This window comes from Rhabdochlamydiaceae symbiont of Dictyostelium giganteum, assembly GCF_964291045.1.
Taxonomy (GTDB): domain Bacteria; phylum Chlamydiota; class Chlamydiia; order Chlamydiales; family Rhabdochlamydiaceae; genus PALSA-1444.
The window spans coordinates 230,777-250,297 of the sequence record NZ_OZ197277.1 but is presented as its reverse complement, the minus strand read 5'-3'; the positions used below and the strand labels follow the sequence as shown (position 1 = coordinate 250,297).

18 protein-coding genes are annotated in these 19,521 nt (G+C 36.0%); 6 read left to right on the top strand and 12 right to left on the bottom strand.

The annotated features are described in order from the left end of the window. The first annotated feature begins 77 nt into the window (after window positions 1–77). From ACI7T6_RS00915 to ACI7T6_RS00905, 3 genes are all read left to right on the top strand, one after another. Window positions 78–740, top strand: coding sequence for an HD family hydrolase (locus ACI7T6_RS00915; RefSeq protein ID WP_404665721.1), 663 nt, complete (start codon window positions 78–80; stop codon window positions 738–740). A gap of 246 nt (window positions 741–986) precedes the next feature. Next, window positions 987–1,643: a hypothetical protein gene (locus tag ACI7T6_RS00910; protein ID WP_404665720.1), complete on the top strand. Its 657-nt coding sequence runs from the start codon at window positions 987–989 to the stop codon at window positions 1,641–1,643. A gap of 189 nt (window positions 1,644–1,832) precedes the next feature. After that, complete coding sequence (locus tag ACI7T6_RS00905; RefSeq protein WP_404665719.1) at window positions 1,833–2,147, top strand: hypothetical protein; 315 nt, start codon at window positions 1,833–1,835, stop codon at window positions 2,145–2,147. A 317-nt stretch (window positions 2,148–2,464) separates the two neighbouring features. On the opposite strand, the gene ACI7T6_RS00900 is transcribed toward ACI7T6_RS00905, so the two are convergent. The 5 genes from ACI7T6_RS00900 to ACI7T6_RS00880 form a co-directional block, all read right to left on the bottom strand. Then, complete coding sequence (locus tag ACI7T6_RS00900; protein ID WP_404665718.1) at window positions 2,465–3,103, bottom strand: hypothetical protein; 639 nt, start codon at window positions 3,101–3,103, stop codon at window positions 2,465–2,467. A 21-nt stretch (window positions 3,104–3,124) separates the two neighbouring features. Further along, the gene (locus ACI7T6_RS00895) at window positions 3,125–3,856 is read right to left on the bottom strand and encodes a hypothetical protein (RefSeq protein WP_404665717.1); all 732 of its coding nucleotides are present in this window, start codon (window positions 3,854–3,856) and stop codon (window positions 3,125–3,127) included. A 21-nt stretch (window positions 3,857–3,877) separates the two neighbouring features. Continuing rightward, a complete protein-coding gene (locus ACI7T6_RS00890; RefSeq protein WP_404665716.1) occupies window positions 3,878–4,516 on the bottom strand; it encodes a hypothetical protein in 639 nt (212 codons plus the stop codon). 95 nt (window positions 4,517–4,611) lie between these two features. Further along, the gene (locus tag ACI7T6_RS00885; RefSeq protein ID WP_404665715.1) at window positions 4,612–6,870 is read right to left on the bottom strand and encodes a hypothetical protein; all 2,259 of its coding nucleotides are present in this window, start codon (window positions 6,868–6,870) and stop codon (window positions 4,612–4,614) included. Window positions 6,871–7,163: 293 nt separating this feature from the next. Then, on the bottom strand, window positions 7,164–8,666 hold the full coding sequence (locus ACI7T6_RS00880; RefSeq protein ID WP_404665714.1) for an ATP-binding protein: 1,503 nt from the start codon (window positions 8,664–8,666) through the stop codon (window positions 7,164–7,166). Between the two features lie 327 nt (window positions 8,667–8,993). On the opposite strand from ACI7T6_RS00880, the gene ACI7T6_RS00875 reads away from it, so the two are divergent. Next, window positions 8,994–9,818 carry a hypothetical protein gene (locus ACI7T6_RS00875; RefSeq protein WP_404665713.1) on the top strand — a complete coding sequence of 275 codons (825 nt, stop codon included), beginning with the start codon at window positions 8,994–8,996 and terminating at the stop codon, window positions 9,816–9,818. 916 nt (window positions 9,819–10,734) lie between these two features. Here the strand turns inward: ACI7T6_RS00875 and ACI7T6_RS00870 are convergent. Then, window positions 10,735–11,334 carry a hypothetical protein gene (locus ACI7T6_RS00870; RefSeq protein ID WP_404665712.1) on the bottom strand — a complete coding sequence of 200 codons (600 nt, stop codon included), beginning with the start codon at window positions 11,332–11,334 and terminating at the stop codon, window positions 10,735–10,737. Between the two features lie 754 nt (window positions 11,335–12,088). Between ACI7T6_RS00870 and mnmA the strand changes: the two genes are divergently transcribed. Then, window positions 12,089–13,153, top strand: coding sequence for a tRNA 2-thiouridine(34) synthase MnmA (mnmA, locus tag ACI7T6_RS00865; protein WP_404665711.1), 1,065 nt, complete (start codon window positions 12,089–12,091; stop codon window positions 13,151–13,153). Here mnmA and ACI7T6_RS00860 read toward each other — a convergent pair. From ACI7T6_RS00860 to ACI7T6_RS00835, 6 genes are all read right to left on the bottom strand, one after another. Next, a complete protein-coding gene (locus tag ACI7T6_RS00860; RefSeq protein WP_404665710.1) occupies window positions 13,150–14,655 on the bottom strand; it encodes an APC family permease in 1,506 nt (501 codons plus the stop codon). The genes mnmA and ACI7T6_RS00860 overlap by 4 nt on opposite strands. Then, entirely contained in the window at window positions 14,612–15,343 is a 732-nt protein-coding gene (locus ACI7T6_RS00855) for a PTS sugar transporter subunit IIA (RefSeq protein ID WP_404665709.1), read from the bottom strand. The genes ACI7T6_RS00860 and ACI7T6_RS00855 overlap by 44 nt, the downstream gene beginning before the upstream one ends. A gap of 9 nt (window positions 15,344–15,352) precedes the next feature. After that, the gene (locus tag ACI7T6_RS00850) at window positions 15,353–15,913 is read right to left on the bottom strand and encodes a PTS sugar transporter subunit IIA (RefSeq protein ID WP_404665708.1); all 561 of its coding nucleotides are present in this window, start codon (window positions 15,911–15,913) and stop codon (window positions 15,353–15,355) included. Between the two features lie 210 nt (window positions 15,914–16,123). After that, window positions 16,124–16,576: a dUTP diphosphatase gene (gene dut / locus ACI7T6_RS00845; RefSeq protein ID WP_404665707.1), complete on the bottom strand. Its 453-nt coding sequence runs from the start codon at window positions 16,574–16,576 to the stop codon at window positions 16,124–16,126. Further along, window positions 16,563–17,519: an acetyl-CoA carboxylase, carboxyltransferase subunit beta gene (gene accD / locus ACI7T6_RS00840; RefSeq protein WP_404665706.1), complete on the bottom strand. Its 957-nt coding sequence runs from the start codon at window positions 17,517–17,519 to the stop codon at window positions 16,563–16,565. Before accD ends, dut begins: the two co-directional genes overlap by 14 nt. 53 nt (window positions 17,520–17,572) lie before the next feature. Next, complete coding sequence (locus ACI7T6_RS00835; protein ID WP_404665705.1) at window positions 17,573–18,181, bottom strand: superoxide dismutase; 609 nt, start codon at window positions 18,179–18,181, stop codon at window positions 17,573–17,575. Between the two features lie 563 nt (window positions 18,182–18,744). Here ACI7T6_RS00835 and ACI7T6_RS00830 point away from each other — a divergent pair. Next, the gene (locus tag ACI7T6_RS00830) at window positions 18,745–19,449 is read left to right on the top strand and encodes a hypothetical protein (protein ID WP_404665704.1); all 705 of its coding nucleotides are present in this window, start codon (window positions 18,745–18,747) and stop codon (window positions 19,447–19,449) included. Window positions 19,450–19,521 lie beyond the last annotated feature (72 nt).

The window sequence follows — 19,521 nt, the reverse complement described above, 5'->3', positions numbered from 1 at the left end:
TATTGAAATTGAACTTATCGATAAAATCCAAAAATTATCAATGACATCAACACTCGTATTTCAAGTAGGCTTCATTTGTGAAAGACTGTAATCATGATATCAAATCAATAATAAATTTTTTTAACATAAGTGAAAGACTTAAATTTGAACCCAGACGCATTTGGTGTTCAAATGGTATGCAAGAAACCGTAGCTTCCCACACTTGGAATTTAGCCTTACTTCTCATTACAGTAGCTCCCTATCTTGAATTAGATTTTAATATTTTAGAAGCTTTGAAGTTAGCGGTTGTTCATGATTTGCCTGAAGCAATCACAGGAGATATTCCCTTTTCAGAAATAGTTAAAAATCAAAACCTAGAAAAAATAAAGAAATTAGAAGAGATAAAAGCCATACAAGAAATTACAAGTGTTCTTCCATACAATTTAGAGGAAGATTTTTGCAACTTATGGCTAACCTACGAAAAAAAGACCTCTATTGAAGCATTAATAGTTTATTCTCTAGATAAAATTGAAGCTCAAATGCAACAGCTTAAATCTGATGTTAATAAATGGGGCAGCGAAGAGATTATTTTAGCTGCATGGCAAAGAATGCTTAAAGCATCCTCATTTAATCCATTTTTAATGCAATTATCAAAATATATTATTCACGAATCTATGGAAAAATTAAAACAATCAGATTGTTCTTTCCATGAATGTTTGAATTTTCAATTGGATGATCTATTCAGTCTTGATTTAGTCTAAAGTCTCTATAGAAATAGCCCAAATAAGGCGCAAAGAGATGAATGCCTAAATAAAATGAATTTATAAACTTAGAAACAGCTCATTTTTTAATGATAAAGAAAATGCAATATAGCATAAACATCTAAAATAATATGACGCATATTTAAAATTAAATATAATTTCAATGCAATTAAATTGACATTATATACGTAGCTTAATAGAATCGTTTTTTTAAAATATATTTTTTTAATTTAAGGGTGTTTTTTTATGTTAAGCATGCCTATTGTTGACTATGTCACTTCCTTGTATCCCTCTCTTTCTTTAAATAACACACTTGTAATCGGCTGCCAGCATATCTTATCTACAACACATTCCATGTTGAGATCTCTTTATCCATTAGGACTATCTCCTCAAAATGTTTTTCTCTTAGGAAAGTGCTATTCAAGTAATCAATCTGTCTGGCAAGAGATGCTTTCTGAGGGCATAAACGTTTCACCCTTAAGTTTTTTCTTTAAGCAAGATCTCTCCTTTGATACTCAATTCAGCAAAATAACACTTCAATTTCTTGAAGACGCCTTAAATTCCCTTAATCTATCTGTTTTTGACAAAATTATTATCATTGATGATGGAGGTCAACTCATTGAAATTTCAACAACATTAATGCTTGATCATAGAAAAATTGTGGGTATTGAACAAACAAGCTCTGGATATGAGAAAATTAAAAATAAGCATCTTCAGTTCCCTGTCATTAATGTAGCTAGAAGCGAAGCAAAACTACTTTATGAATCCCCTTTTATTAGTGAAATAGTCATAGAAAAAGCTCTGAAGCGTATAGCACGTCTTAACATGGACCTAAGACAAGTGCTCATTATCGGAAATGGAGTCATTGGATCATCCATTTACACACGAATAAAACATGACTAGGATGTAAAAATTTATGATAAAGCAGATGAAATCCAGGAATTTGATTTATCACTCTTATTACAAGATGCTGATCTGATTATCGGCTGTACTGGACAAATAAGCGTTCCTCTAACTCATCATCAATTCATTAAAAATAATTGCGTCTTGTTAAGCGCATCCTCCTCCGACAGAGAATTTGATGCAGTTCATATGAGAAAAAAATGTTCCTATATAAGAGATTGTCATGAAGATCTTCATATTGAAGGTGTTCATCTTTTAAATTGCGGCTTTCCTGTTAATTTTGATGGAGATAGAGATAGTGTTTCTCCTGTGAAAATTCAATTAACAAGGGCGTTATTAGTTGCTGCTATTATGCAAGGATGTGAGATGTCTGATGTAGCGCCAGCACTAGTACCTCTTGATATTGAGCTGCAAAGAGATATAATAAAAAAATATTCAGAGACTTATCCAGAGCTTATCCCTAGCATAGTCCAGTCAAAAAATAATAAGTTACATTATTTCTAATCTATAAATTTGCATGTATTGCTATACACTCTATAAAAACTCCTCCCTCACGTATTTGCCTTATGTCTTTGATTAAGGAACTCTCATCATCAAGATCTTACTGAGCTTTTTGATCTGTTTCAGAAATATTTTCAATAAGAGTTAAGGAAAGGATTTTTCTCTCTATTCCTGAGTAGTAAATCGCTGGATTAATTAAGGTAAAAGAATTTCAAAACTCTCTTCTTGCCTTGATCATCGATATGTATTCTTACTTATGCCTCATAGGCACGTGAGCAATTTAACACTTTAGATTCTATAGAAATCCTTCCTTTAAGTAATCAAGCTTTGGATCCAGACATAGGGATTGAAGATGTTTGCAAAGATACCTTTGCCTTATTCCTCTCGTTGATCAACTTAGTAGCGACCGTGTCTATCCTTAAGAGGCGCTCCACTCTTGTAGGTGTTTTACTTACCTTCTTAGAAATACCAGGATCTTTTCCTTCTTGAATACTAAGCCTTTCTATCTGTTCAGTTGGTACTTCTAAAACTTCTCTCTTATCCCCCGTATCTAAAGGTTCCTTTATTCCTAAAATTCTCGCCCAACCTTTTTTGCTAAGAGCAATGCTTCTTGCTATTCTTTCATCGATTCGTTGTGATTCATCAGCAGCATTAATATAGTTACTCGCATCTTTCCAATAAAATCGATCTTTTAATAGCTGTGTTCTACAAACAGTCTCTAGAAAAATGGTAGTGAAAAAATCAGGATCTTTTTCTAGATCATCAAGCTTGAGAAAATAGATCTCATTCTTTTCCATTTCTTCAGTTAGACGGTGATCAGGGATTTCTAGCCCCCACTTAGTAAATCGCTGGATTAACCGAGGCGCAAGAATTTCAACTCTCTTCTTGCCTTGATCATCAATATGCATTTTTACCCATGCTTCATAAGTACGTGGGCATATTAATACTTTAGATTCCATAGAAATTCCTCCTTGAAGCTATCAAGCTTTGGATCCAGACATGGGAATTGAAGATGTATTTGCTTTATTTTTTGCATTGATCAACTGAGTAGCGATTGCATCTATCCTTAAGAATCGCTCACTTCTTGAAGGTGTTTTACTGACCTTCTTAGAAATACCCGGATCTTTTCCTTCTTGAATGCTAAGCTTTTCTATCTCTTCAGTTGGTACTTCTACTTGGGTTTTGAAAAAAGGAGCTTTGTTGTCAGTAAGCTGCTGAGTTGAATTTTTTATTAATGGGTTTAAGAAAATTTCTTGTTCTACTATAGGAGATTTACCTCTAGTTCTATCAAAAAATTCCTGTGAGAATGTTGTTCCTCTCGCCTCAGCTTCAGCGCAACATTCTTTTAAAGCAGCAATCGTTTCCTGTATTCTTTCCTCTTCTTCCTGCTCTTCAGTTGCAGCATTGATATAGTCACTTGCATTTTTCCAATAAAACCTATCTTTTAATAGCTGTGTTTTACACACAGTTTTTAGAAAAATCGAGGTGAAAAATTCAGAATCTTTTTCTAGATCATCAAGCTTTAAAAAATGAATTTTATTATTTTTCATTTCTTGTGTTCTAAGATGAGTAGGAACTGCCATGCCCCGCGTAGTAAATCGCTTAATTAATCGAGGTGCAAGAATTTCAACTCTCTTCTTGCCTTGATCATTGGTATGCATTTTTACCCATGCTTCATAGGTATCTGGACAAATTAATACTTTAGATTCCATAGAAATTCCTCCTTTAAGCGATCAAGCTTTGGATCCAGACATGGGGATTAAAGGTGTTTGTGAAGATGCCTTTGCTTCATTCCTTGCATTAATTAACTTAGTAGCGACCGTGTCTATCTTTAAGAGACGCTCCACTCTTGTAGGTGTTTTACTTACCTTCTTAGAAATACCCGGATCTTTTCCTTCTTGAATGCTAAGCTTTTCTATCTGTTCAGTTGGTGCTTCTGGAACTTCTTTCTCAATCCTCGTATTTAATGATTGATCCATTGTCCAATTTTTCCTCCACCCCCCTGTGACAAGAGCAATGCTTCTTGCTATTCTTTCATCTTTTCGTTGTGATTCATCAGCAGCATTAATATAGTTACTCGCATCTTTCCAATAAAATCGATCTTTTAATAGCTGTGTTCTACAAACAGTCTCTAGAAAAATGGTAGTGAAAAAATCAGGATCTTTTTCTAGATCATCAAGCTTGAGAAAATAGATCTCATTCTTTTCCATTTCTTCAGTTAGACGGTGATCAGGGATTTCTAGCCCCCACTTAGTAAATCGCTGGATTAACCGAGGTGCAAGAATTTCAACTCTCTTCTTACCTTGATCATCAATATGCATTTTTACCCATGCTTCATAGGTATCTGGACAAATTAATACTTTAGACTCCATAAAAACCCCTCTGCTAACAAAACCGATTTTATAATGATAATTAAATAACATCAATTTAAAAATAATTCAAATTAATTAATTTTTAAATTAATTGTCTAATCTGGCAAAAAGGATTCATCTGTATTTGATTGAGTAATGTTTGTGATAGTTTTGTCTAACTTAATAATTTTTTTGATGTCTTTAACTGTTTTACGAAAAGATTCTGTTGATTCTCTTAGCATTTTCCCCACATTCACCATATGATTTAACATTTTATCTTCCATTTCTAGATCTTCATCACTCTTATGAGATCTACCTAGTTTTTTCTCATTATTAAAGCATTCTTGAAGAATTTCTAAATATTTATTACAGCTCTCTTCTAAAAAAAGCTTCTTTGCTGCACGGTTAAAATCAGTAAATTTTAGCCCGGGAGATAGCTCTTGTATCAAATCAATCTGATCCATTGTAAAAGCCCCTTTTTGGTATTTTAGGCTCTGTTCATGATCAATTCCATAGCATGTATATGAATCCCCCTCTTTTCGATAGAGTATATTTGATTGATTTCGATCGTGGTTAAGAAAAAGAAGATCAAAGATTAATAATTTTTGTAATGATGGAAGAATTGACATTCGTTTATCTCTAGGAATCTTATTAAATCTGATTGCACCTGGAATAAATGGTTGAATAGTTCCTTTAACTCCCCTGAGTTCAATTAAAAAAACTGCGGGTATGGGAAATTGCTCATGAAAATTCATTTTAAAAGCAAAGTGTTCGCAGTCTTTGGTATTCGCTAGTCTATTGGCCTCCTCAATGTTGACGGGTTGAATGTTTATAGGTTTAAAGACCCACTTGGGCTTAAAGTCTTGAGCTCTTAGAATAAAAACTGGGTTTCGATTATCTGAACCAAGCCACTCTGTAGCTGTATAGAGAGGACACTCATTAACTGATTTAATAAGTGTTGCATTAGTGCTTTTTTGCAAAAATTCTGAAATAGGGAACAATTCAATCCCTTTTTGCTGCTCCTTATACCATAAATTCGCTAAATAAGATTTTGCCTCCTCAATAAGTGCTAAAAAATGAGTGTTTTTAGGAAGAGCTCTTAAGCAATTTGCTAATGAATAGATCACATGAACAGGATGAGGTCTAGTGAATGTCATATCTGTGTTTAAGTGCTCCTCGCTAAATGGAGCTAAATCCGACTCAAATAGACACGTGTAAACATCTTCAATAAACTCTTCTGTGAGTATTGTGTTTTCAATATGAGTTTGTAATGCTTGAAAAACTCTTTCCACTCTTGTATTTTGAGAAACTGTTTCATTTGTAATGGTCATAGACGATGCAAGGGTCTCTTCTAGATAAGCCATAGCCTTTTCAAAGGAGGAGATAGATGTTTGTTTTTGGATAGCAGGTTGTTGCGGAGGATTTATTTTTGAACTTTTTTCTAGTATAAGTTTTTTAGATGGAACCCCTTCCTTAGCCTCTAAAGAAGCTAGATTTTTTTCTGGTGAGAAAAGAATAGAATCTTGAGTTGAAATCTCCTCCCCCATTTTAATTGTTTGAAGAGATGCTTCATGATAAGTGTCTTCATATTCTTTTTCCTCTTCTCTTTGATATGAAACATCTTCTGCATGATCTCCCTCTGATTTAAGATCTTTCACATTTAGGGTATTTGAAGTGGCTGTCGTTGGCGGCACTGTTTGAGTTAGTGAATTGTTGTAGGGAGGTTTAAACTTTTTCTTCTTTTTAGCTTGAGGTTTGTTGATTTCTGAATCCAATGTCTGCGGTGTAAGAGCAGCATCCTTTTTATAGCTTGAAGAGGTTGTCATCGGTAGGGATATTTGAGTTAGTGAATTGTTATAGGGGGGTTTAAACTTTTCCTTCCTTTTAGCTTGAGGTTTATTGATTTCTGAATGCAATGTCTGCGGTGTAAGAGGAGCATCCTTTTTATAGCTTGAAGAAGTTGTCGTCGTTGTAGTTGTTTGAGCTAATAGGTTGTTATAAGGAGGTTTAAATCCACTTCCTTTGTTGATTGGAGGTTTATATGGTTTTAGGTCAGTTGAATTCTCAGTTTGCCTCTGAGAAGATGCTGAAGATAAGACCTTTACGTTCAAGCCCTCAGATGGCAGCCGCTTTTTAACTGTATTTTGAATATGACCCCCTATTTGAGCATCTTCAACATCTTGATCATCCTGATGAAGAGGCCTTTTCACATTAAGTGAAGAGGATAAAGTTTCTTGTCCTACGGAATGGGCTTTTTTTGCCTCTTCTTTAACGCTTAAAGATGTACTTTTTTGATTTCCTGAATGATGAATTTTGAGAGAATCTTCATTATCGCTCCCTTCACTCTCAGAACTGGAGTGGGGTTGCGGATTCATATTTGAAATATTCATTCCCATATTATCACCCTTTTTATTATTCAATCTTAATTTCATTAATAACATATTTTTAATTTGAAAAACATGTTATTTTAAATTAAATATTACTGAATATTTGTAAGTAATTGATAATAAATGAATTTTTTAAAAGTAGGGTGTTTTAAATTTTATTCGAAAAATAATTATATTTTAATTCATTTAAATGCCCCCTATCACTAAATAATATCGCAATTGTGATCCTCTTTTCTCTGATAGATATTTTTTGTATGTTATGCACTACAGAGAGTTACCACTTATCCATTTTTTTCAAATAGATCATCAAGAGTTGCTTGATGGATGATAATCTCTTCAGAGTACATGGTGGTTTGAAGTCCCATCGTTGTAATCATGCAAAGAAAAAGCTGCTTTTCTGTTTTCGTCTGCTGACGAAACACCTCCATTTTCCTTAAAAGCTCTTTTGCATAAGTTTTATCAATGGCAAACGGATGGTTTGAGTATTTGATTTCACATAAAGTGATCGATTCATCGGGTCTATCAAATAGAAGATCTACTTGAGCCCCTACCTCTATTTGCCTTGCTTTAGGGATAAATCGCCAAGTTCCAGCAACAGATCCCGGATCAATTTTTAACGCTTTTCTAATCTGATCAATATGCTTATAACAGATGGATTCAAAAGAGAGTGCTGCCCAAATTTTCCAAGTTAATGCTTTGGATTGAGAAGACCAAAACCCTTCATTAATGGATTTTTTAGCAATGAGTTTTAAACTCGGTTCAATCCAATATAAATAAAAAAGGCTATATTCATCGTCAATAACATAGTAAACGCCTTTATCTTTTCTTCCATAAGGCACAAGACTTGTGATAAATCCAGCTTCTTCTAATTGCTGTAATCTACGCACAGTCCTTCCCCCACCAGGGAGCTTAGATTCAGTAATGAGGGCTGCTTGACCAATTCCATAACGGTGCTTTGCAATGATGCGGATCAGTTCCATATAAGGTTTTACATCTTCAAAAAGTGACTCAAATAATCGTACAAATTCCTTAACTAAAGGGCCATCGCTTTGAAAACAGAGCTCATCAATGCATTGATCTATAGAGAGTCCTTTTCTTATGAAAGATAAGTACAAAGGAACTCCCCCAAGGACAATATAAAGATCAAGAATTTGGCACCTCGTTAAATGAATCTGATGTTCTTTTAAAAAGCTTTCCGTCTCATAGAGAGAAAAAGGCTTGAGCTGAATGGTTCTAGTCACCCGGTTATGAAGGCCGCCTTTATTATTAATAATATTTTCAATTATCCATGAAGTAGCTGATCCACAAATAATTAACTTAAGGCGATCATCAAATACCCAGTAACGATTCCAGTATAATTCTAAAGCCGTAATCAGTTTGGATCTAGGTGTTGCCATCCATGGAAATTCATCAAAAAAAAGTACAACTTTTTTATCTTTTGGAATTTTACTCATCGCCTGAGTCAAATCCTCAAAAGCATCTATCCAATTTACTCTCGGGACAATCGATGCACCTTGATAAAAGGTATCCCCAATTTGTTTTGCAAATTCTTTGAGTTGTTCCTTTAAAGACCCTTTCTGAAGACCTGTTACATGAAAGAAAGTGCAAGGTAAAGAGCCTATGAAATTCTTAACTAGATATGTCTTGCTCACTCTACAGCGTCCATAGACAGCAATGAACTCAGCTTTTTTAGAATAAAAAAGATGGTTTAAAAGCTCTAGCTCTCTTAACCTCCCTACGATTTTCTCTTCAGGCCTTGCATTTTTAATGCCTTTTTTACTCATGCATCCTCTTTCCAAACTGGTAATTCTCGCAATTCAAATGACTTATAGCCAAAGACTTAAATTTTATTTTTGTCATTTTAAGTACTTATAATCGGCAGATGCTCAATAAAAATAGGACGCATCTCATATAAAAAATCTTCCATTGATTCAAAATTAAGCTTTCTAATCTCAGCTGATCTCCCCTTTACCCTAGTATTTGATTGATAAAATCCCTCTTCTAAAGCCATTAAAACATTTAGTTATTATCAAAATATAAAAATATTTATTAAAAACAAATGTTAAATTAAAATTATATATATTATAATTAAGGTGTAAGGAGAGTGTTTTATGAATATAATTAGAATAACTTCCCGTTTGATGGGTTCGTCAATGACAACCTTAACGAATCCCTTAACTTATAGATCCCCTCAAGATCAAATCTTCAAACGTTTTTTTTGCACTCAATCATTTGAGAAATTTTCCCAGAAAAATCAAGATAAAAACTTGGCTCTCAAAGAAAGAGACATTGTAATTTTATATGAGGGAAATCCTATTAATGGAGAAAGTCTTATTCATAGTAAAGGAAGACCTATCTATATTATTGGGAAGTTATTCGGTAGACTTATTGGTATATTTCTAACATCTCAAAATATCGACAAGTACAGCCTTCAACTTACGCCGAATGCAGATAACAACCTTACATTGAACTCTAAACCTATATTTAATCAATGGATAAGCATTGATCCAAAAACACAGTTATTGAAAAAAATTGGATTCAATGAGAATTCTCTCATTCATAGTGAAATCGTTACACAAGCCACCCGGCAAATAGAAAACTCTCAAAAAGATTCATCATCACAAGGATTCATCTATACTATTAAAACAGTAAATGAATGTTTTAATGTATTTATCATCTCTAATTATGGACCTGAGGCGCCCGTTCATATAGGCATTAAAATGACAGACCCTTTCTCTATAGAGGGTCAAAATAAGCCATATTTCCTTCCTATAACATGGAACACTCAAGCGGCGCATAAACAATCTCAACCTCTGGATCTGAGAGATATTAATTCTTATTCTCATGAAACCATGGCTCTTAAGGGAAAAGCAGATTGCGATTCACTTACGGCAATTTACGATACAACGATGAATCTATTTACTAAACTGAAATAATCAGCTCTGATTTATGAATTTAGTGGGGGTAAAATGCCCCCATTGATTTTTATCAACACTTTTGATCTAGCATAGATTTTTATTTAAAATTTCATAATTTTAATATTCAGAATGGAAAAAAGATATAAACACCCCCCGCCTCTCTCATAATTATTCTAAAATTGTGTCTGGTGGCCAAAAAGTATGCTTGCATTTGGTCAATGATAGACTCTTTGAGATAATGCCTCCCTATTTTTCTATCGTGTTTCTTGCATCCTATCCAAAGGTTGATAGCTTGTATCTCTTTAAAGGTTTTTTAAGATGAAGAGGAATTTTAGAAGTCCTACTGATGAGCGCTTCTGCTTCTTTGAGTCGATGTTTTTTTAACTCTCAAAGGGCAAAAATGTATTTAATGAGAGTATAGCGATTCTTTTCCCATTTTCTTTTGCTGTTTGGATGAAATGTCCACCGTAAGATGCTCGAACATAAAAGTTCGTGCTTAATATCCCCCCTTTTTTCTATGTGAAAAGAAGATACACTCTGCGTCCACATTCATCCAATTTTGCAGCTTTACGTTTAGCAATACAAGATATATGACAGCTATAAATTTTAAAATGACCTTTCTTAACTTGTAGGATCACTCTTGCTCTGATTACAATCTCTTTAAGAAAGAAACCGAGGATAGATTTCTAAAACAGGATGTAGCGCTTGTACCCCCTTTCTTATATAAGTTCTTAATTTTCCTAAGCAAGTTTTAGCTTTTCTGTACCTTTGACAAAGTCTCCATTGAGGTGCCCTCCAATGATTTTATTGGCTCGTATCGCATATATTTTATTTAAAATAGCTAAGATCAGAGCTGAGTATCGATCAACTAGAAAATTAAATTTTCGCAGATATCTATACAATTCATGCTAGGCTTATTTAGGTAAATTCAAATCTACCTTCTCTCTTTTTTATCTAAATCCCATAGTCCTTCATATCCCGTCAATCCACTCTTATTTTCTTCTAAAACTTGCTGGTTCGTTGCATCAAGCTCATCTTTGATTTTTTTGAAAATCTTTTGTGAAGTTTCAAAATCTAAATCCCCTCTTTTTGCTCGGTGAGCAAGATTGTTGATATTAAATTCTTCAATATTTTCAATTTTTCCTTGATGGGATTGAATATATGCATCAAGCTTAGGATCTTTATAGAATTCATTTAAACTATTCTTTAAATCATCATTGAATCGCTGTTGCAGTTTTTCTTTCAAAGAACCCTTAATTTCATCTAATGTCATTAATTGCTGTATTCGAATAACTTCTTCGATGGTAAGAGGGCAAGTTTGATAGTTGATTAATCTTTCTGCCTCTTTAATATACTCCGCCGATTTTGACAGATCTTGTATGACATTAGATAATGCATGGACCTGTCTAGAAAAAGACCCATCAATCGTATCCATTTTCTGAGCTGAAGGTTCGCCTAAATGTGTTGATTGAAGAGATTTAATTTTCCCCATTGTGCTATGACAAAAAAAGAGCCGTTGTGAAAAATTTTGCATCTGTGAAAATCCTAGAGATTGGCTTTTTCGCATGAATTGCAAACAGTTTATAATTCTCATAATTACCTCATGATATAGTAACGGTATAGATAAGCCTAATTCTCATCTAATGACGCATAAATATCAATTTTAACAATTTATTACTGTAAGATGTATTGTATTCTCATCTAAAAAAGTACAGAAATTTGGTAGCTATTCGGATGCTCTCCTTGATTAAAAATAATCTAAATATAAATTTATTAAAAATTGTCATTTTTTTATCAAATTTACTTTAGCAAATTGAACTCTGAGAGGTGTGTTTTTGATCTAAATCCCACGCCCCTTTATATACCTCTAATCTGTTTGAGCCCCCTTATATATTCCTCTACCCACTCTTTCAATCACTTTATTTTAACAAAAATGAGAGAGCATTCGAGCTGAAATGCCTCTAGACCTGGCTTCCTTAGCGCTAAAAATGGGAGCTTTCAGTAAGTCTTGGAGTAGGGAGCGATATTTAGAATGCTTCATCTTCTCAATGTAATACAAGAACACGGTAAACACAATTGGGTTCCTGTATTACATAGGGAAAAAATATTACTCTCTTTTAATAGGCATTCATATCTGCTCTCTTTTTTGAAAAAACGTTTTTGCCCTCTTTCTCATATCCAGTTCTCAATAAAAATGGGGTGCCTTTAAATAGATATTCTTATTTTTTACACCCATGTTCAAAAAAATCTCTCTTCCTAAAAACGCATCACCCCTTAAAATAGACCTTATGAATCCTCAAAAAACTGTTGTTATTGGTATGTCAGGAGGGGTTGACTCCTCTGTTTCTGCCCTGCTTTTAAAAGAACTCGGCTACCGTGTGATTGGTCTTTATATGAAAAACTGGGAAGACACCGATGGAAGCTGTCCAGGAGCTGAAGATTATGAAGATGTGGTGAGAGTGTGTGATAAGCTCTCTATTCCTCACTATACCGTTAACTTTGTGCAAGAGTATTGGGATCTTGTCTTTTCCCATTTTGTTGAAGAGCTTAAACTTGGCTATACCCCTAACCCTGATGTTCTTTGTAACAAAGAAATCAAATTTAAGACGCTTTTTCTTAAAGCTAAAGAGCTAGGGGCGGATTTTCTTGCAACAGGGCACTATGCAAGAGCTCATGAAGGCAAGCTCCTTAGAGGTCATGATACCAATAAAGATCAAACTTACTTTCTCTACACCTTAAAAGAAGAGGTGCTTCAAGAGGTGCTTTTTCCCATTGGGCATTTAAATAAAAAAGAGGTGAGAGCTTTAGCTCTTCAGCACGGCCTTGCAACCGCTGCAAAAAAAGATAGCACAGGGATTTGTTTCATTGGGAAACGGCCCTTTAAAGAGTTCATGGGAGAGTATATTGCTTATCAAAAAGGCGCTTTTAAGACGCTATCAGGAAAAGTAGTAGGGACTCACCAAGGAATTGCTTTTTATACCATTGGGCAAAGAAAAGGGCTTGGTATTGGCGGGCCCGGTGAAGCGTGGTTTGTTGTGGGAAAAGATGTTCAAGAAAATACCGTGTTTGTGGAGCAAGGGTATCACCATGAAGCGCTTTATCACTCTGAGCTCATCGCAACAGAGATCTCTTGGGTAGGAGCTCCCCCAGAGTTTCCTCTAGAATGTACAGCAAAAATCAGGTATAGACAAGAAGATACGAGGTGCACTCTTTACCCTCTTGATGACAATCAATTAAGAGTTGTCTTTGATCACCCGCAACGGGCTATCACGCCTCGTCAAGCGGTTGTGTTTTATCAAGGAGCCACCTGTTTAGGAGGCGCCTTGATTAAGTGTGCCGTAAAACAGTCTTAACCTTTGCGGATTTTACTATGTTTACTTCCATACAGAAAGTAGATAGAGCACCCAATCCCTAAAGTCAGAGTGAATTGAATCCAGGTAATTAGCGGCATCATGAACATCTGTAAAAGACACGCAAGCGTCCCTAAAAGAGGCACCCATGGGGTAAAGGGCGTTTTAAACGGACGGTGAAGTGTGGGCTGCGTAAATCTTAAAACAAGAACGCCCAGGCACACCATGCCAAATACAAACAGCGCTCCCATCGATGTGATCTGTCCTAAAATATTGACTGGGAAAAACCCTGCAATAACAGCTGCTACAAGAGAGACAATCATCGTGGTATAAAAAGGAGTGCGGTGTGTAGGATGCGTCTTTCCAAAAATAGGAGGAAGGAGTCCATCTTGCGCCATCGTATATAAAATTCTTGATTGCGCTGTAATCATCACAAGAATCACCGAAGAGAGTCCGGCTAAAATAGCTAGTTTAACAATGTATCTTAACCAAATGAAACTGGGTCCAAAACTATTCACAGCTACTCCTACAGGATCTGCAACACCTAAAAGAGAGTACTTTGTTGACCCTGTCATCACAAGACCAAAAATCATATATAAAATGGCACACACAACTAAAGAACCAATCATCCCAATTGGCATATCCCGCTGAGGATTTTTTGCCTCTTGAGCAAGCGTTGCAATCGCATCAAACCCTAAGAAAGCAAAGAATAAAATGCCTGCTCCCCTAAAAATCCCGCTCCATCCAAACTCTCCAAAAATCCCTGTGTTTTCAGGAATAAAGGGGGTGAGATTGTCTGCTTTAATAAACGCAATTCCAAATCCAATGAAAAGCACTAACACGCCAAGCTTCACAAGCACTAAAAGATCGTTTAAAAGAGCAGCTGTTTGAATCCCTCTTGCCACAAGAAGTCCAATCACTCCGATTACAATCATGGCAGGAAGATTAACAACCGCCCCTGTAGATGCCCATCCTGCATCGGTATAAATGAAAGGAGCTTCTGATAGAGACTTTCCTAATGTGAGTCCAAGATCACTCATAAAGCTTCCTAAATAGCCTGACCAAGCGACAGCAACTGCACAAAATGAGAATAAGTATTGAATGGTGATAGCAACACCCATAATCCAGGCGAAAAACTCTCCTACAGCCACAAAGGCGTAGGTATAAGCACTTCCTGCAACAGGGATGAGCGCTGCAAACTCTGCATAGCAAAGCGCTGCTAAACTAGCAATGATCGCTGCAATACCAAAAGAAATTAAAATACCAGGTCCTGTAAAGTTAGCTGCCACTTCCCCTGTTAAAACAAAGAGACCAGCTCCGATAATAGCTCCAATTCCCATGGCAATGAGGTTAAGGGGGCCAAGAGTCCGCTTTAACCCATTTTTATGATTCGCTGTACTCTTGAGTAAAGAGCCGATCGATTTTTTAGCAAAAAGTCCTTTTTTCATGATAAGGGAGGGGTTAAGGGTTTTGGTTTCGAATTTTAGCTTCCCAATCTTTAACATACGTTAAAAGCTCTTCTTCTGATGGCCTTGTGGCTAAAAATTCTAGCGCTGAAGTTTGGCTTCCTAAATGCGCTAATTTGGACAATAAATGAAGATGGGTTTTATCGGAAGAAGAGAAGAGAAAAAAGAGAGTGTGAACCGGTTGTCCATCTAACGCTCCAAACTCAATAGGCTCTTGTGGAAAAGCGGTAATCACCGCATCAGAGCCAGGTAGTTCAAGCACAATATCTCTTGGGTGCGGAACCGCAAGTCCAGAGTTTAGCGCTGTTGACATGAGCTTTTCTCTATCTAGTAAAAGCTCAGAAATCACATCAGCATCAAGTCCCAAACGAGGAGCTACTTGCCGCATGACAGCTTTAATGAACTCTTCTTTTGTTTTAGCTGCAATATGAGTGACAGCTCCCCCTTTACACATCGCTCTATAAAGCCCAAACTGCTGCCTACCGACGCGTTGCTTTTGGGACTCTTCTTCATCGAGGATATCTTCTGATTTTTCATTGAAAGGAGAAAAGCCGTTCTTACTGAGCTTTAGCTTACAATCCATGATCCAATCTTCAATCTCACCTCTACTAAATCGGTATCTACGATTGAGTTGATAAGCTGGAATTTTTCCATCTTTAAGCCACCGACGCACCGTTGTTTCTGATACGTTAAGAAGATCTGCAACATCTTTTATTTTTAAATCCATATCTCTTCCTTAACACCCTTTGAATAAGTCAATGACTTGTTGAGCTGATGTCGCTTTGAGAAGAGCTTTTCTCCGGTCGGCATCTTTGATGGCCATCGTCAGTCTTGACAAGATATTTAAATACTCTGTTTGTTTATTGTCCGGCCCGCCTATCATAAAAATTAAATGAACGGGAGCATTATCTAGGGAATTCCATTCAATCCCTCCCTCTTCTTGCAATCCAATTGCAATAAAAAACTGTTCATATTCAGGAAGTTTTGCGTGAGGGATGGCAACTCCAAGGCCGATTCCCGTGGAAACAATATTTTCACGGTCTAAAATCGCTTGATGAAACCTTGGCTTATCTTTGAGCTGATGCGCTAAATCGAGCGTTTCAATCAGTTCATCAATTGCCTGCAGTTGGGTCTTTGTTTTTAAAAATGTTACCAACCGGTCATCTAAATAGTCTGTAATTGACACAGTCCAGTCCTTTTTAATGAAATTTTTTAATAATTTGAGAAGCTTTTTAGGATCAAACATCCCTTTCCATCCGCCATGAGTCTGTTTTAAATTTGCTTGTATAGATGTCATAACCCCCTTCACCGTATTATCCCGAGTCTATCCAAAACTATCCATTTTTAACACGAACTATTTTTTTGAGACAACTCAAATAGTCTATTTTCTTCTCTTTTTATCTTTTTAGAACGTTTTTAGCAAAACAATAACGCCTGCTTTGAAAAATCAATGAAAATAAGGGGCCCTTAAAAAGAAAATAGGCGTAAGAAAAGAGGGTCCTAGCTTTTAATAAGAGCCAGTATGCCCAAATCCCCCCTCTCCTCTTTCTGTTGAAGATAGAGAAGGTTGCAGAATAAACTGCGCTTGAATCACAGGAGCAACAACAAGCTGAGCAATTCTCATTCCGTTTTTAATGATGAAAGGATCTTTTCCATGATTAATGAGAAGAATTTTAATTTCTCCTCGGTAATCTGCATCAATGGTTCCAGGTGTATTGAGCACTGTCACTTGATTATTGAAAGCAAGACCACTTCTAGGTCTTACTTGAAGCTCAAATCCATTCGGAATAGCCATTTTAATGCCTGTTGGAATGAGCGCTGTTTCATGGGGTAATACAGTCATATCTTCTTGAAGATACGCTCTCACATCAGCTCCTGCTGCAAATTCTGAGGCATAGTGGGGTATTTCAACCCCTTCTTCAGTGATAATTGAAACAATAAGGGTTCTACGGATTGACATCAATAAGCTCTTGGGTAGATAAGTTTAATAACTCTTTAATTTTATGAGGAATATCATTTGGTTTGGATGTTAAAGGGGTCATGCTAAGTTTTGTATTTCTCTCATTCCCAAGCATCATCTGTAAAAGAGAAGAGAGCTTACTTTTGAGATCATGACGTGTCACGATGCAATCAATCATGCCTTTTTCCATCAAAAATTCTGAACGTTGCGCTTTAGGAGGCAGCTTTTGACCAATTGTTTGCTCGACAACTCTTGGGCCTGCAAATCCAATTAAAGCATCAGGCTCTGCAATGATCACATCCCCTAATGAAGCAAAAGAGGCTGTCACTCCTCCTGTAGTAGGATTTGTTAAGACAGAAATATAGGGAAGCTTTTGCTCATGCAGTTTTGCAAGGGCAGCCGATGTTTTTGCCATTTGCATGAGAGAGAGGATCGACTCTTGCATTCTCGCTCCTCCAGAGGCTGAAATAAGCACAACAGGAAGATGGTGCTCTAATCCATATTCAATAATCGATGTGAGTCTCTCTCCAACAACAGATCCCATAGAGCCTGCCATAAAGCTAAAGTCTAAAACACCAAGAGCCACCTTGATAGAGTTAATGGAGCACACTCCAACAATTGCGGCTTCATCACGCCCTGTTGAAACCTTGGCCCGGTTAATTCTTTCAGGATACGGTTCACTATCTACAAAATGTAGAGGATCTACTGGCTGAATGGTGGTGTATTTTTCCTCAAACGACCCCGCATCTACAAGGAGTTCAATCCTTTGAAGTCCTGTAAGGCGGTAGTGGTAGTCACACTTAGGACAGCAATATTTATTATCTTGTAGTTCATTCGCATGAATCAGCTCGTTACAGTGACTGCATTTAACCCATCCACTAAAACTGTCTTTTTTAGTGCTTTGAATTTTAATTTTCGGTTTGTTTTTTGAAAAAAGACCCATGCGAATTATTTTACCTTAGCTATTTATTAAAACCCTATCAAAAGAAACTGTTATTAAGGAGCCTGATGGGTTTCAAATCTTTGGGAAACATCATTCCAATTGATAATATTCCAAATGTTTTTCACGTAATCTGCACGGACATTCATGTATTGAAGGTAGTAAGCGTGCTCCCATACATCAATCCCTAGAAGCGGTGTATACCCTTGTGTGCTAAGAGGATCTTGATTGGCACATGTTGTTAATAGAAGTTCTTTTTTTGCTTTATCATATCCCAGCCATCCCCATCCAGATCCTTGAATAGCCACTGTCATTTGAGTCATTTTTTCTTTAAATTGATCAAATGAACCAAACGCCTCATTAATCGCTGCTAATAACGCTCCTTGAGGCACTCCTCCTCCCCCTTGAGACACAGGAGCTAAGTTTTTCCAAAAAATGGAGTGGTTAATATGGCCGCCGCCGTTAAATTTAATCGCCTGTTGTAGAGGAATCATCGCTTCAATTTGGTGATTCTTTTCAAGTTCTGCATATTTTTCTACAGCGATGTTGAGATTATTCACATAAGTTTGATGGTGTTTTGTATAGTGAATTTCCATAATTTTCCCAGAAATTACAGGCTCTAAAGCTCCAAAATCATATGATAAATCAGGCATCTTATAAGTCATAACACATCTCCTTTTTTCCCCTAGGATACCTTCTAGGGGTTTAACGATCAATAGCTTCCCTTGGCTTCAGAACTGATGTATTCGACATCTCTTATCAAGAAAGGACGTAAAAATTCCAAGAAGAGGCATATTCTTTCAAGTTCAATTTCTATGAATTCTTGATCACAAGATGCTACCTTTTTGACCATGATTAAGAGATCGCTATATTTTCATGAGATTTCTTATAAAAACTTATTTAAAAACCGTAAGGCGTTGTCAATCAACACTGTTATAACCATCTTGATGCAGCTGTTTTTCTCACGTTCAAGGGCAACAAAATTTTACTGCTGCAATTCTTAAGATTAGACTGTTTTTTCTTTTACAAAAATTGAGATATTATCTCTAATAAGTACATCCTATTAAAAACCCAATTATTTTAATAAAATGCAATTAATTAAAATATTAAAATTAAATCACACCCATTTTCTAAAAGGAGGCTTTCCTCTTAAAAAATGCGCGTTTTGAGGAATTGACTTGCTCAATTCATGATTGGAAAACACGTTTTTAATCATAAGGAATAAATCATGCTTATCAATTTACAATCTATACGTGATCTTTCTTACTCAGCCCTTTGCTATGGATGCGGACTCAATCCTTTAAAGATGAAAGTAGCGGAAGATTTTTTGAAAAGACCCTATCAATATCCTTTGGATGCTTTACCTATTCAATCCGTAGAATTTACCAGATGGGCTCAACTTCCCATTGAATACAACTATCTTGATCTTGAAAGTTATTATTCTGATTGGGCATTTTCATCTGAAATACCCAATATCGGTGTAATTCAACAAATGCTTGAGGAATCTTTAGCCTTAATCAAAAAAGAAAAAGAACATAGATTCTTTTATATCCCTTCACATTTTTACCCCACAAATTTTCTCGCAAGCCAAATTATGACCCGTGTGATTCATAGAAAGATTTATGAAATGACATTAGAAAACCCCTCATTATCCCTTGAAAGAATTTCAGAAATTGCCATTACATCACTACAAGGTGCAGCTCTTCTTGACCAGGTCGAGAGAAGACGTAATCCTCATGCAAAACTCAAATATGTGACCTATTGTAAAGGACCTCAATCTCATCTCACCAAAAAATGTTTAAAAAATCTTGCCCTCCAAGTTGCCTTACTAGGTTTGGTTACTTTGATTCTCAACTATAACCCCCTGCATTTATTAAAAAATGCCTATTCCAAGGCGAATATTCACGATTTGAGGAGATCCTATGGAATCTAAAGTATTAATTTGCCCGCGCACTTTTGAAGCATGGGCAAAAATGCATACCCATGATCAGGGTAAATCAAGAGT

Coding starts and splice junctions, on each gene's coding strand:
- ACI7T6_RS00910 (WP_404665720.1), top strand. CDS start 987: ATGTTAAGCATGCCTATTGTTGACTATGTCACTTCCTTGTATCCCTCT.
- ACI7T6_RS00905 (WP_404665719.1), top strand. CDS start 1,833: ATGAGAAAAAAATGTTCCTATATAAGAGATTGTCATGAAGATCTTCAT.
- ACI7T6_RS00900 (WP_404665718.1), bottom strand. CDS start 3,103: ATGGAATCTAAAGTATTAATATGCCCACGTACTTATGAAGCATGGGTA.
- ACI7T6_RS00895 (WP_404665717.1), bottom strand. CDS start 3,856: ATGGAATCTAAAGTATTAATTTGTCCAGATACCTATGAAGCATGGGTA.
- ACI7T6_RS00890 (WP_404665716.1), bottom strand. CDS start 4,516: ATGGAGTCTAAAGTATTAATTTGTCCAGATACCTATGAAGCATGGGTA.
- ACI7T6_RS00885 (WP_404665715.1), bottom strand. CDS start 6,870: ATGAATCCGCAACCCCACTCCAGTTCTGAGAGTGAAGGGAGCGATAAT.
- ACI7T6_RS00880 (WP_404665714.1), bottom strand. CDS start 8,666: ATGAGTAAAAAAGGCATTAAAAATGCAAGGCCTGAAGAGAAAATCGTA.
- ACI7T6_RS00875 (WP_404665713.1), top strand. CDS start 8,994: ATGAATATAATTAGAATAACTTCCCGTTTGATGGGTTCGTCAATGACA.
- ACI7T6_RS00870 (WP_404665712.1), bottom strand. CDS start 11,334: ATGCAAAATTTTTCACAACGGCTCTTTTTTTGTCATAGCACAATGGGG.
- mnmA (WP_404665711.1), top strand. CDS start 12,089: ATGAATCCTCAAAAAACTGTTGTTATTGGTATGTCAGGAGGGGTTGAC.
- ACI7T6_RS00860 (WP_404665710.1), bottom strand. CDS start 14,655: ATGTTAAAGATTGGGAAGCTAAAATTCGAAACCAAAACCCTTAACCCC.
- ACI7T6_RS00855 (WP_404665709.1), bottom strand. CDS start 15,343: ATGGATTTAAAAATAAAAGATGTTGCAGATCTTCTTAACGTATCAGAA.
- ACI7T6_RS00850 (WP_404665708.1), bottom strand. CDS start 15,913: ATGACATCTATACAAGCAAATTTAAAACAGACTCATGGCGGATGGAAA.
- dut (WP_404665707.1), bottom strand. CDS start 16,576: ATGTCAATCCGTAGAACCCTTATTGTTTCAATTATCACTGAAGAAGGG.
- accD (WP_404665706.1), bottom strand. CDS start 17,519: ATGGGTCTTTTTTCAAAAAACAAACCGAAAATTAAAATTCAAAGCACT.
- ACI7T6_RS00835 (WP_404665705.1), bottom strand. CDS start 18,181: ATGACTTATAAGATGCCTGATTTATCATATGATTTTGGAGCTTTAGAG.
- ACI7T6_RS00830 (WP_404665704.1), top strand. CDS start 18,745: ATGCTTATCAATTTACAATCTATACGTGATCTTTCTTACTCAGCCCTT.